Origin of the sequence: Paracoccus sediminilitoris, assembly GCF_003259195.1 — a bacterium.
GTDB lineage: Bacteria > Pseudomonadota > Alphaproteobacteria > Rhodobacterales > Rhodobacteraceae > Paracoccus > Paracoccus sediminilitoris.
This window is the reverse complement of record NZ_QJPK01000003.1, coordinates 122,194-134,701: the sequence shown is the minus strand read 5'-3', so window position 1 is coordinate 134,701 and position 12,508 is coordinate 122,194. Positions and strand designations below refer to the sequence as shown.

Sequence of the window (12,508 nt, the reverse complement as noted above, 5' to 3'; positions counted from 1 at the left end):
CGCACCGACCCCATTGCCGTATCAGGGTTTGGAACGAACGCGGCGGCGGTGCCTTCCACGGAGTTGCTTCGGGATGTAGGCCCCGTCCGCCTGACTGTCAATGTTGGCCCGGTCCCGACAGGGGATGCGTGCCATGATGTACAAAGGATCTTCCATGTTCAGACCGAACCTGCTGGCCATCGCCCTCGTCGCGGCGCCGATGCTGTCCGCCCCTGCCGCATGGGCACAGGACCAGGATGCCGACACGGTCGTGGCGACCGTCAGCGGCCAGGACATCACCCTCGGCCAGATGATCGTCATGAAGCAGTCCGTGCAGGACCCCAACATGGCGAACCTGCCCGACCAGGCGCTGTGGGACATGATGCTGGACCAGCTGATCCGCCAGACCGCCGTTGCCGCGTCGGGGACGGAAACCGCGCTGGTGCGCGCCCAGGTCGAATTGCAGCGCCGCAACGCGCTGGCCACCGCCGCCGTCACCGACATCGCCGAGGCCGAGCTGACCGATGAGGAACTGCAGGCGGCCTATGACAAGATGTTCGCCGATACCGGCGAGACCAAGGAATTCAACGCCGCCCATATCCTGGTCGAGACCGAGGAAGAGGCCAAGGAAATCAAGTCCGAACTGGATGGCGGTGCCGAATTCGGCGCGATGGCCGAACAGCATTCGACCGGACCTTCGGGCCCCAACAAGGGCGATCTGGGCTGGTTCGCCGCCGACCAGATGGTCGCCCCCTTCAGCGAGGCTGTCGCGGGCATGGAAAAGGGCGCCGTTTCGGACCCGGTCAAGACCGAGTTCGGCTGGCACCTGATCAAGCTGAACGACACCCGCATGCGCGAGGCCCCCAAGATGGAGGACGTTCGCGAACAGCTGTCGCAGATGATCCGCCGCGAAAAGGTCGAGGCCGAGATCGAGCGTCTGGTGGGCGAGGCTGACATCAAGAAGACCGAAGGCGTCGATCCCGCGCTGCTGAACAACACCGATCTTCTGGAGGCCGAATAATGGGCAAGGCCGGTCTTCCGGTCTCGCCTCTGGCGCCCGCTGCCTTTCCCGACCTGCCGGTGATCGAGGGCGTCGAATTCGCCAGCGCCGCCGCCGGGGTGAAATACCAGGGCCGCACCGACGTGACGCTTATCCGCGTCGCGCCGGGGGCCTCGGTCGCGGGGGCCTTCACGCGGTCCTCGACCCGTGCGGCCTGCGTGCTGGACTGCCAGTCCAAGCTGGCAGCGACCGATGACACGGGCGCGGGTGCGGCCATCATCGTCAATTCCGGCAATGCCAATGCCTTCACCGGCGCGCGCGGCCAGGAATCGGTCGATGCCGTCACGGGGGCCGTGGCGCAGGCGCTGAACCTGCCGATCGGGCGGGTGTTCTCATCCTCGACCGGGGTGATCGGCGAACCCCTGCCGCATGACCGCATCGTCGCGGTGATCGGCGATCTGGCCGCAGGGCTGGACAAGGGCGGGGTGGCCGATGCCGCCCGCGCCATCATGACGACCGACACCTTCCCCAAGGGTGCATCCGCCACCGTTGCGGGGCAGGGGGGTGACATCAGGATCGCCGGGATCGCCAAGGGCTCGGGGATGATCGCGCCCGACATGGCCACGATGCTGGTCTATCTCTTTACCGACGCCGCCATTCCTGCGCCCCTGTTGCAGCAGGCGCTGAGCGGCGGATTGGACGCGACCTTCAACGCGATCACGGTGGACAGCGACACTTCGACCTCGGATGCGCTGATCCTGGCCGCGACGGGCCGCAGCGCGGCCGAACCCATCACCGATCTGGACAGCGATGTGGGGCGTGCCTTCACGACTGCCTTGCACGACGTGATGCGCGAACTGGCCCATCTGGTCGTGCGCGACGGCGAAGGTGCCACCAAATTCGTCGAAATCGCCGTGACCGGCGCCGTGGACGATGCCGATGCCCACAGGATCGGCATGGCCATCGCCAACTCTCCCCTGGTCAAGACCGCCATCGCCGGTCAGGACGCCAATTGGGGGCGCATCGTCGCCGCCATCGGCAAATCGGGTGGACAGGCCGATCGCGACCGGTTGCGGATCAGTTTCGGCGACATGGTTCTGGCCGAAAACGGCTGGCGGGCGCCCGATTACGACGAGGCCAAGGCCAGCGCCTACATGCAGAATGCCGAATTGCGGATCGGTGTCGATATGGGGCTGGGGCAGGGCGCGCGGACCGTCTGGACCTGCGATCTGACCCACGGCTATATCGACATCAACGCGGATTACCGGTCGTGAAGACTGTCCTGGTCTCGGCCGTGGCCCTGATCGACCCCGACGGGCGCGTGCTTCTGGCACAGCGCCCGCCGGGCAAACCCATGGCAGGCCTGTGGGAATTTCCGGGCGGCAAGGTCGAATCGGGCGAAACCCCCGAAGCCGCCCTGATCCGCGAATTGGACGAGGAGCTGGGCATCCAGACCTGGAACAGCTGCCTGGCACCCCTGACCTTTGCCAGCCACAGCTATGACGATTTCCACCTGCTGATGCCGGTCTTTGCCTGCCGCAGATGGCAGGGCATCGTCCAGCCGCGCGAAGGCCAATCGCTGGCCTGGGTCCGCGCGGGCAAGCTGCGCGACTATCCCATGCCCGAAGCCGATATTCCCCTGATCCCCATGTTGCAAATGTGGCTTTGATGACAATTGTCCGCACGTTTTAGTTGTCAAACTGCCCAAATAAGTCTTAGATGATCATGTTGTGTACGCTTTTTTAACCATTTCATGACTACTCTGAGAACTGGGAGCACAAGAGGTATTGACATGATTCGCACAATTTCGGTTGGAAGCTACATCTCGATCCAGGGCCTTTTCGAAGGCTCGACCGCTGACGGCAACATTCGGGTTCGGGTGGGAGACCGCACCTATGAAGGCAAGCCCGTCGGCAACTGACCGTCTCCGGCGCAGGAGGAGCTCTGCGCCGTCGAAGACCAGAAACAAGGGGTGACCGAAAGGTCGCCCCTTTTTTGCTGCTCCGCACGGCCAGCGACGCGTGGTCGGGCAATGAAAAAGGGCGGCCCTTCGCGGGGCCGCCCTTTTGTGGTCCTGTCGCGTCACTCTCAGAGAGTACGCTCGACCTCTTCGCGTTCAAAGATCTCGATGACATCGCCGGGGCGAATATCTTCGTAGTTTTCGAACGCCATGCCGCATTCCTGACCGGACTGGACTTCCTTGACCTCGTCCTTGAAGCGCTTCAGCGTCTTCAGCGTGCCTTCGTGGATCACCACGTTGTCGCGCAGCAGGCGGACGCCGGCCGAACGGCGGGCAATGCCTTCGGTGACCAGGCAACCAGCGACCTTGCCGATGCCCGTGACCTTGAAGACTTCCTTGATCGACGCATAGCCGATGAAGTTTTCGCGAACTTCGGCCGAGAGAAGACCCGAAGCGGCAGCTTTGATGTCGTCCACCAGATCGTAGATGATCGAGTAGTAGCGGATCTCGACACCCTTCTGGTTGGCCGCATTGCGTGCCGGAGAGTTGGCACGGACGTTGAAGCCGATGACCGGAGCACCCGACGCCTCGGCCAGGCCGATATCGGATTCGGTGATGGCACCGACGCCGTAATGCAGCACGCGGACGCGAACCTCGTCGTTGCCGACCTTTTCCAGGGCCTGCACGATGGCTTCGGCCGAACCCTGCACGTCGGCCTTCACGACCACCGGCAGTTCCGCCACGTTCACATCGGCCTTGGCCTTGGCCATCAGCTGTTCCAGCGTGGTTGCGGCACCGGCTGCGGCGCGCTTGTCCTTGGCCTGCTGCATGCGGAACTCGGCGATCTCGCGGGCCTGAGCCTCGGTATCGACGACGTTGAGCACGTCACCGGCCTCGGGCGTGCCGTTCAGACCCAGAACCTCGACCGGAACCGAAGGCGCGGCCTCTTCGACGCGTTCGCCCTTGTCGTTGATCAGGGCGCGCACCTTGCCCCACTGTTCGCCGACGACAAAAATGTCGCCCCGCTTCAGCGTGCCGTGCTGGACCAGAACGGTCGCGACGGGGCCGCGGCCCACGTCCAGCTGGGCTTCGATCACGGCACCTTGGGCGGCTCGGTTCGGGTTTGCCTTCAGTTCCAGGATCTCGGCTTGCAGGGCGATGGCTTCCAGAAGGGTGTCGATGCCCTGGCCCGACTTGGCCGAAACCTCGACATCCTGCACGTCGCCGGACATGGCCTCGACGACCACCTCGTGCTGCAGCAGGTCCGTGCGGACCTTGTTGGGGTCAGCGGCGGGCTTGTCGATCTTGTTGATCGCCACGATCATCGGAACACCGGCGGCCTTGGCGTGATTGATCGCCTCGACCGTCTGCGGCATCACGGCGTCATCGGCCGCGACCACCAGGACGACGATATCCGTCACATGCGCACCACGGGCACGCATCGAAGTGAAGGCGGCGTGGCCCGGCGTGTCCAGGAAGGACAGCACGGCTCCGCTTTCGGTCGTCACCTGATAGGCACCGATATGCTGGGTGATGCCACCGGCTTCGCCGGACACCACGTTCGCCTTGCGGATGACGTCCAGCAGCGAGGTCTTGCCGTGGTCGACATGGCCCATGATCGTGATGATCGGGGGACGCGGGCGCAGATCGGCTTCGCTGTCGTCGATGGTGTTGATCACCTGTTCGACATCGGCATCGCTGACGCGCACGGCCTTGTGGCCGAATTCCTCGATCACCAATTCGGCGGTCTCGGCGTCGATGGCCTGGTTCATGGTGACCATCATGCCCATCTTCATCAGCGTCTTGACGACGTCGGCGGCACGCTCGGTCATCCGGTTGGCCAGCTCCTGCACGACGATCGTCTCGGGCAGCTTGACTTCACGGAACTGTTTTTCGGCACGCTGGTGTCCACCCATCGCCTTCTGGCGGGTCTTTTCCTGCTTGCGCTTCATCGCGGCCATGCTGCGCTGGCGGCCACCTTCGCCGTTCAGCGCTTGGTTCAGCGACAGCTTGCCTGCGCGGCGGCTGTCGTCGCGGGCGGTCTTGTTGTTCTTGTCACGATCGACCTTCTCGCGGTCGGTCTTGCGCGGGGCGCTGGTCGACACGCCCTTGGTCTCGGCGCGCGATGCCGCCGCCTCGATCGCGGCCTGGTCGGGCGCGGCGGGCTTGGCTGCCGCTGCCGGCTTGGCACGGTCCTGCTTGGGGGCATCCTTGCGCTTGGCCTCTTCCGCGGCTTCGCGTGCAACGCGAGCCTCTTCTTCGGCCTTGGCCTTGATGGCCTCTTCGCGCTGACGCTCTTCCTCGGCCTTCGCCTCGATCTCGGCGCGGCGGCGGGCGCGGTCGTCTTCGCGCTGTTTGTCCAGTGCGGCACGTTCGGCAGCATCGCTGGCCTCGCGCGCCTTGGCGGCGGCAAGGGCCTTCAGGCGGCGTTCCATCTCGACATCCGAGATGCCTGCCGGGCGCTTGGAGGGGTCACCTGCCATGCGCGCGGTCAGCGGATTCTTGGCCTTGTCGGCAGCGGTCTGCGCCGGGCTGGATTTCGGGACCACGACGCGCTTGCGTTTGGTTTCCACGACCACGCTTTTGGTGCGGCCATGGCTGAAGCTTTGCTTGACTTGGCCCGAACGGCCTGCGCCGCCAAGTCCCAAGGGCTTTTTATCGTCTTTATCGCTCATCTGCGTCTTATTCCTTCCCGACAGCCGTATTGCCATCGTCATGCCCGCGCAGACCCGTCAGTCTGCCGGCTTCCAAGATCACCTTGTCCGTCAGGCCACCCGCCGCAAGCGCGCCGTGTATGACATGATCACGCCCAAAGGACAAACCCAATTCTGAGGCCGTCAGGCAACCGAACCAGCGTCCGCCGGTGGGCGTCCACAGCTTTCCCTTGCCGCGTTCCGACCCGTCGCTGGCCTGCAGAAGCACTTTCGCGCGCCCCTCGGCCAACCAGCCCTTAACCTTTTCGAAACCGGCGACCGCACGACCCGACTTGCGGGCCATGGACACCAGTTCGACCAGACGACGGGCGACGCCCGCCTCGGTCATGGCGCCCAGATCGTCGGGCGCGGAAACGGGGGCACGGGCGGCGCGGGAAAACAATCCCTTCGCCGCCGCCTTGTCGATCGCCGCGCGATCGGCCGTGACCCAGATGCCCCGTCCGGGCAGTTTTTCGGCCAGGTCGGGAACGACCTGGCCTTCGGGACCGATCACGAAACGGATCAGCCCACGTTTGGGTTGCGCATCGCCGGTGACGATGCATTTGCGTTCCGGATCGGTCCGGTCCTTGTCACGTCCACCACGGCTCAAGCTGTGCACAGTACCGGGGCGATCAGGCCCCGGCCTCCTCGTCGTCGTTGTCATCTTCGCCGGTGTCGACATCATCGGCATCGCCTTCCAGCTCGGTCGGGTCGACCCAGCCCAGAAGCACCCGCGCGGTCATCACCATGCCCTGCGCTTCCTCCAGCGAGATGTCGAAGGGTTCCAGCAGGCCTTCGTCCTTGACGCGCTGGCCGTTCACGGTGGTCCAGCCACCGGCCAGTTCCCAATCGGCGCAGGTCGCAAAGTCTTCCAGCGTCTTGATGCCGTCCTTTGCCAGCGCTTCTATCATCTGGGGGGTCAGGCCGTCGAATTCAACAAGGCTGTCCTCGACACCCAGTTCGCGGGCGCGGTCCAGCGCCGCCTTGTTCTTGGCCTCCAGCACGTCGCGGGCACGGGCTTGCAATTCGGATGCCGTGCCTTCGTCCACGCCGTCGATGGTCAGCAATTCCTCGCTGTCGACGAACGCAACTTCTTCGAGGTTGGTGAAGCCTTCGGCAACCAGCAGCTGAGCAAAGAATTCATCCAGGTCCAGCGCTTCCATGAACAGGGCGGTGCGGGTGTTGAACTCGGCCTGACGACGCTTGGATTCCTCCTCATCCGTCAGGATGTCGATGTCCAGACCCGTCAGCTGGCTTGCCAGGCGGACGTTCTGACCGCGGCGGCCAATGGCCAGCGACAGCTGTTCGTCGGGAACCACGACCTCGATCTTGTTGGCTTCCTCGTCGAAGACGACCTTGCTGACCTCGGCGGGCTGCAGGGCGTTGACCAGGAATGTGGCCTGATCCTCGTTCCACGGGATGATGTCGATCTTTTCGCCCTGAAGCTCACCCACGACGGCCTGAACGCGGCTGCCGCGCATGCCGACGCAGGCGCCGACCGGGTCGATCGAGCCGTCATAGCTGATGACCGCGATCTTGGCGCGCGAACCGGGGTCGCGGGCCACGGCCTTGATCTCGATGACGCCGTCATAGATTTCCGGCACTTCCATCTTGAACAGTTCTGCCATGAACTGCGGGTCGGTGCGCGACAGGAATATCTGCGGGCCGCGGGTCTCGCGGCGCACGTCCTTGACATAGGCGCGGATGCGGTCGTTCGGACGATAGCTTTCGCGGCCGATCTTCTCGTTGCGGCGCAGGATCGCCTCGCCACGGCCCACATCGACGATGATGTTGCCGTATTCCTCGCGCTTGACGACACCGTTGATGATGGTGCCGGCGCGATCCTTGAATTCCTCGTACTGGCGGTCGCGTTCGGCTTCGCGCACGCGCTGCAGGATGACCTGCTTGGCGGATTGCGCGGCGATGCGGCCCAGTTCCACGGGCGGAACCTGGTCGATGATCTCGTCGCCGACCTTGGGATCGTCCAGATAGGGACGCGCCTGCTCGACGGTGACCTCGGCTTGGTAATTCTCGACCGCGTCATCCTCGACGACCGTGCGGACACGGGTGAAGGTGGCGTTGCCGGTCTTGCGGTCGATGGACACGCGGATGTCCATCTCGGCGCCGTAACGCGACTTGGCGGCGCGCGCCAGGCTGTCTTCCATCGCTTCGATGACCAGCTCGGGCTCGATCATCTTCTCGCGGGCGACGGCTTCGGCCGTCTGCAACAGTTCAAGCTGGTTGGCAGATGTGATCGCCATCAACTCACTCCTTGGTAGCGGCGCCGTCGGCACCTTCGTTGTCGTCGGTTTCGATCTCGTCGAAGGCGGTTTCGTCCAGGTTGTCGATCTCGACCCCGGCTTCCTTCTTCTGACGCAGCATTTCCTTGATCAGCTCGTCCGTCAGGACCAGCTTGGCATCGGCCAACAGGTCGAAATCCAGGCCGATCGTATGGGTCGCGCCCTGATCCTCGATGTTGATCAGAACCTCGGTGCCCTCGGTCCCGGCCAGCGTGCCCTTGAAGCGCTTGCGGCCGTCGATGGGCTGGTTCAGGTCCAGACGTGCCTCATAGCCCTCGAAGGATTCGAAATCCTTCATCCGGGTCAGGGGGCGGTCGATCCCGGGCGAGGAGACCTCGAGGTGATAGTTGTCCTCGATGGGGTCCTGGACATCCAGCGTGGCGCTGACGGCGGTCGAGATCTCGGCGCAGTCATCGACGTTGATGCCGCCCTCGGGGCGGTCGGCCATGATCTGCAGCGTGGCGGTCTTGCCGCCCTGCAGGCGCACGCGGACCAGCTCGAAGCCCAGATCCTCGATCACGGGCGTGATGATTTCGGCCAGGCGACGGTCAATGGCCGTCTTGGCGATCAGGTCGTTCGACATGGGATCCTTTCGGACATGAAAAAGGGGCCGTCAGCGGGCCCCATGCGGAAGTTCAGGTGGGCAGGGTTTGGACCCCTGCACCGCTGTTGTAAGGCCATATAGCGCCACCCCCCGCCGAATGCAAGCTGTCTCAGCGTGCCCCTGCACCGGGATTGTCGCGCCAGACGCGCCAGTTCAGCCCTGTCGCCACGCAAAGCCAGGCCAGATAGGGCAGCAGCATCAGCCCCGACCGCCAGTCAAGCATCCAGAATTGCACGACCATTCCCGCGACCACGGCCCACAGCACGGCCATGACGCCCATCGCCATGCCCATCCGCCGCGCCCCGAAGAATGTCGGCGTCCATAGCGTGTTCAGCGCGATCTGCGCCGCCCAGAGCGCCAGCGCCAGCCCCGCACCCGGCAGCAGCGCCACCCGCGCCGCAGCGATGGCCGACAGCAGATAGATGGTGCTCCATGCGACGGGGAAGGCCCATTTCGGCGGCGTGAAGGATGGCTTGCGCAGCCCGTCATACCAGCTGCCGGGGCGGAAGATGATGCCTGTGGCGGCGGCGGCGGCGCTGGCCACCATGAAGATCAGAAACAGGTTCAGGCTCATATGCGGGGGGTCCGGGTCTTAATGCGGTCCTCGTCGCGGATGGTGTCCATGACGGTGACCAGTTCAGCGGTGATGCGGGGTTCCGACAGCGCATGTCCCGATGCGGGGACAAGGCGCAGCTGGCATCCGGCCCATCCCTGCGCCAACGCATGGGCGCCCGCGGGCGGGCAGACCATGTCGTAACGGCCCTGCACGATCACGGCGGGAAGATGCTCGATCCGGTCGCGGTCGCGCAGCAGCTGGCCTTCGTCCAGAAAGCAGTTGTTGTGGAAATAGTGGTTTTCCAGCCGGGCAAAGGCGCGGGCATATTCCGGCGGCGCAAAGCCCGAGGCCGATGATTGCAGCCCCGCCAGCGCGTTTTCCCACATGAGCCAGGGCTGGGCAAAGCGCGTCTGCCGCCCGGTATCGTCGTCGAACAGGCGGCGGTGATAGGCGGCGATCATGTCGCCCCGCTCGGCCTCGGGGATCGGTTCCTGGAACTGCGCCCAGAGGTCGGGGAAGAACCGCGCCGCCCCGCCGCCATAGAACCAGTCCAGTTCTGACTGCATCCCCAGAAACACGCCGCGCAGGATCAGCCCGGTGCAATGATCGGGATGGGCCTGCGCATATGCCAGGGCCAGCGTCGCCCCCCAGCTGCCGCCGAACAGCAACCATTGATCGACGCCCAGATGATCGCGGATGAGCGCCAGATCGCCCACCAGATGCGGCGTGGTGTTTGCCGTGACCGAGGCCGTGGGCCGCGACCGGCCGCAGCCGCGCTGATCGAACAGGATGACGCGGAAATGATCGGGGTCGAAAAAGCGACGCATGAAGGGGCTGCATCCGCCGCCGGGGCCGCCATGCAGCACGATGACGGGCCGCCCTTGGGGGTTGCCGCATTCCTCGACATAGAGGCTGTGGCCGTCGCCCACCTCCAGCATGTGGCGCGCGAAGGGTTCGACCGCCGGGTGAAGGCGGCCATGTGACGCGGAGATTTGTCCTGCCAATCGGTCCATGCTGATACTATAAGGCCTGTCGAGCCCGCCTGCCAGAAGGACCACCGAAAATGACCAGCATCGACCCCGCCGAAATCGCCAAGTTCGAGGCGATGGCCGCCGAATGGTGGGACCCGAACGGCAAGTTCCGCCCACTGCACCTGATGAATCCGCTGCGGCTGGACTATATCGCCGAACAGATCGCCATCGAATTCGGCCGCGACCGCACCGGGCCCGCGCCTTTCGAAGGGCTGCGCATTCTGGACATCGGCTGCGGCGGCGGTCTGGTGGCCGAACCGATGGCGCGGTTGGGGGCCGATGTCACCGGCGCCGACGCGACTCATGTAAATATCGACGTGGCCCAGACCCATGCCGACCAGCAGGGCCTGACCATCGACTATCGCGCCACAACCGCCGAGACGATGGCCGATGCCGGTGAGGTCTTCGATGTCGTTCTGGCGCTCGAGATCGTGGAACATGTCGCCGACCCCAAGGCTTTTGTCGCGACCTGCCAGCGGTTGGTGCGTCCCGGCGGGTTGGTGATCGTGTCCACACTGAACCGCACGGTGCGCAGTTTTGGCGCGGCGATCCTGGGGGCGGAATGGATTCTGCGATGGCTGCCGCGCGGCACGCATGACTGGCAACGCTTCATCACCCCGGACGAGCTAACCGCCATGGCCGGGGCCGCCGATCTGGACACGGTCGACCGGCGCGGCATGGTCTTCAATCCGATCACGCATGGCTGGCGCCTGTCGGATCGCGACATGTCGGTGAATTACATCCTGACGGCGCGCCGTGCCTGAAACGGCGGCCTAGTCGCTGCCTTCCAGCTGGACGCGCATCTCGCGCAGGACGGGCAGGGCGCTGCGCACCCGTTCGGCCCCGATCTTGCGCACGACGCCCGCGATCAGAGGCATGAAGGCGGCCAGCGCATTGTCGCGCGCCGCCCGACCCGCCGGGCTGAGCGAGACAAACTTGCGCCGCGCATCGTCCCAATCGGGGCGAATATGGACATGTCCCGCCCACTCCAGCCGCGACAGCGTGTTCGTCATGGCGCCGCGCGTGACGTGAAAGGCGCGGGCCAGCTGGGCGGGGGTGCGTTCCTCGTTCACATGGGCCAGCAGGTTCAGCACCGAGAAATGAGAGATCTGCATCCCCCCCGGCAGCGCCTTGCTGATCAGGTTGCGCGACAGCTGTTCGGCAATCAGCACCTCGGCGAACAGGCTGGCGGCCAGTCGGTCGGTGCTGGGGTCGATATGGGTCGCGCGCAGGGTCATGGGATTTCCGGGGCCGCGAAAGGCCGGTCATGGGTCAGGGACGGGATGGAGGACCGTGCCCTGTCGACGGCCGTAAGGTCAAGGGAAACAACAGATATACCCGGCGTCACGCCCGCATCGACCAGCACCTTGCCCCAAGGGTCCACCACCAGGCTGTGCCCGTGACTGCGGCGTGCGGGCCTGTCGGGGCTGTGGGGCGCGGGATGAGTGCCGCATTGGGCGGGCGCCAGGACGAAGCATCCCGTCTCGATCGCGCGGGCGCGCAGCAGGGTTTCCCAATGCGCATCCCCCGTGACCGGGTTGAAGGCCGAGGGCACGGTCAGGATGCGCGCCCCCGCCTGTGCCAGCTGCCGATAAAGATGCGGAAAGCGCAGGTCATAGCAGATGGTCATGCCCAGTGGCACACCCGCCGCTTGCGCCAGCACCGCCCGGTCGCCGGGGCGATAGGCGGCGCTTTCGCGATAGGATTCGGTCTCGCTGATCGTCACGTCGAACATGTGCAGCTTGTCGTATCGCGCGACGATCTGGCCTTGCGGGTCGATCAGCAGGCTGCGGTTGGCGAAGCGCCCGTCTGCATCCTCGGTCGCCAGCGCCAGCGAGCCGATGAGCAACCAGATGCCATTGGCCTTCGCCTCGGACCGCAGGGCGGCCAGTGTGGCATCCTGACCCTCGGGGCGCAGGGTGCGGCGCTGCCAGTTGCGGTCGGGCGACAGCAGGTTCGTGGCTTCGGGGGTCAGGACCAGCTGCGCGCCTTGGGCGGCAGCCTGCCGGATCAGCGGGATGGTCTGTTCCAGATTGGTCAGCCGTGCGTCGCCGACCGTCAGCTGGATCAGCCCCACGGTCAGCGACGCGGGGGACATCAGGCGGCGCCCTTCAGCATCGGGTCCAGCTTGCCTGCGCGGTCCAGCGCGAACAGCTCGTCGCAGCCGCCGACATGGGTGTCGCCGATGAAGATTTGCGGGACGGTGCGCTTGCCGTTGGCACGCTGCGTCATCGCCGCGCGCTTTGAGGCGTCGGCCCCCACGTCGGTTTCGTCGAACTTGGCGCCTTTCTGCTCCAGCAACGCCTTGGCGCGGATGCAGAAGGGGCAGGTGCGGGTGGTATAGATCTGGATCTTGGGCTGTGACATGTCGGTCCTTTCGGGTGG

At 65.1% G+C, this 12,508-nt stretch carries 14 protein-coding genes; 5 read left to right on the top strand and 9 right to left on the bottom strand.

Features of this window, described 5'->3' with window-relative positions; translation table 11 throughout:
* Positions 1-154 precede the first annotated feature (154 nt).
* From DKT70_RS06320 to DKT70_RS18625, 4 genes are all read left to right on the top strand, one after another.
* Positions 155-1,000 carry a peptidylprolyl isomerase gene (locus DKT70_RS06320; RefSeq protein ID WP_111558338.1) on the top strand — a complete coding sequence of 282 codons (846 nt, stop codon included), beginning with the start codon at positions 155-157 and terminating at the stop codon, positions 998-1,000.
* Positions 1,000-2,253 (top strand): bifunctional glutamate N-acetyltransferase/amino-acid acetyltransferase ArgJ, encoded by a 1,254-nt coding sequence (gene argJ, locus DKT70_RS06315; protein ID WP_111558337.1) that lies wholly within the window; start codon positions 1,000-1,002, stop codon positions 2,251-2,253. Before DKT70_RS06320 ends, argJ begins: the two co-directional genes overlap by 1 nt.
* Complete coding sequence (locus DKT70_RS06310; RefSeq protein WP_111558336.1) at positions 2,250-2,648, top strand: (deoxy)nucleoside triphosphate pyrophosphohydrolase; 399 nt, start codon at positions 2,250-2,252, stop codon at positions 2,646-2,648. Before argJ ends, DKT70_RS06310 begins: the two co-directional genes overlap by 4 nt.
* 123 nt (positions 2,649-2,771) lie before the next feature.
* The gene (locus tag DKT70_RS18625; protein ID WP_267895642.1) at positions 2,772-2,900 is read left to right on the top strand and encodes a hypothetical protein; all 129 of its coding nucleotides are present in this window, start codon (positions 2,772-2,774) and stop codon (positions 2,898-2,900) included.
* 167 nt (positions 2,901-3,067) lie between these two features.
* Here the strand turns inward: DKT70_RS18625 and infB are convergent, their stop codons facing one another.
* From infB to pip, 6 genes are all read right to left on the bottom strand, one after another.
* Positions 3,068-5,614, bottom strand: coding sequence for a translation initiation factor IF-2 (infB, locus tag DKT70_RS06305; protein WP_111558335.1), 2,547 nt, complete (start codon positions 5,612-5,614; stop codon positions 3,068-3,070).
* Positions 5,615-5,621: 7 nt separating this feature from the next.
* Positions 5,622-6,242: an RNA-binding protein gene (locus DKT70_RS06300; protein ID WP_111558334.1), complete on the bottom strand. Its 621-nt coding sequence runs from the start codon at positions 6,240-6,242 to the stop codon at positions 5,622-5,624.
* Between the two features lie 22 nt (positions 6,243-6,264).
* Entirely contained in the window at positions 6,265-7,893 is a 1,629-nt protein-coding gene (gene nusA / locus DKT70_RS06295; RefSeq protein WP_111558333.1) for a transcription termination factor NusA, read from the bottom strand.
* A 4-nt stretch (positions 7,894-7,897) separates the two neighbouring features.
* Positions 7,898-8,515 (bottom strand): ribosome maturation factor RimP, encoded by a 618-nt coding sequence (gene rimP / locus DKT70_RS06290; RefSeq protein ID WP_108501866.1) that lies wholly within the window; start codon positions 8,513-8,515, stop codon positions 7,898-7,900.
* A 130-nt stretch (positions 8,516-8,645) separates the two neighbouring features.
* Entirely contained in the window at positions 8,646-9,110 is a 465-nt protein-coding gene (tspO, locus tag DKT70_RS06285; protein ID WP_111558332.1) for a tryptophan-rich sensory protein TspO, read from the bottom strand.
* Complete coding sequence (pip, locus tag DKT70_RS06280) at positions 9,107-10,105, bottom strand: prolyl aminopeptidase (protein WP_111558331.1); 999 nt, start codon at positions 10,103-10,105, stop codon at positions 9,107-9,109. The genes tspO and pip overlap by 4 nt, the downstream gene beginning before the upstream one ends.
* A gap of 50 nt (positions 10,106-10,155) precedes the next feature.
* On the opposite strand from pip, the gene ubiG reads away from it, so the two are divergent.
* A complete protein-coding gene (gene ubiG / locus DKT70_RS06275; RefSeq protein WP_111558330.1) occupies positions 10,156-10,887 on the top strand; it encodes a bifunctional 2-polyprenyl-6-hydroxyphenol methylase/3-demethylubiquinol 3-O-methyltransferase UbiG in 732 nt (243 codons plus the stop codon).
* Positions 10,888-10,896: 9 nt separating this feature from the next.
* Here ubiG and DKT70_RS06270 read toward each other — a convergent pair whose 3' ends face one another.
* Genes DKT70_RS06270 through grxC form a run of 3 tightly spaced genes read right to left on the bottom strand, consistent with a single transcriptional unit; the run spans position 10,897 to position 12,490 of the window.
* Positions 10,897-11,361, bottom strand: a complete 465-nt coding sequence (locus DKT70_RS06270; protein ID WP_111558329.1) for a MarR family winged helix-turn-helix transcriptional regulator — start codon at positions 11,359-11,361, stop codon at positions 10,897-10,899.
* The gene (locus DKT70_RS06265; RefSeq protein ID WP_111558383.1) at positions 11,358-12,206 is read right to left on the bottom strand and encodes a carbon-nitrogen hydrolase family protein; all 849 of its coding nucleotides are present in this window, start codon (positions 12,204-12,206) and stop codon (positions 11,358-11,360) included. The genes DKT70_RS06270 and DKT70_RS06265 overlap by 4 nt, the downstream gene beginning before the upstream one ends.
* A gap of 14 nt (positions 12,207-12,220) precedes the next feature.
* Complete coding sequence (grxC, locus tag DKT70_RS06260) at positions 12,221-12,490, bottom strand: glutaredoxin 3 (RefSeq protein WP_072295852.1); 270 nt, start codon at positions 12,488-12,490, stop codon at positions 12,221-12,223.
* Positions 12,491-12,508: the final 18 nt, after the last annotated feature.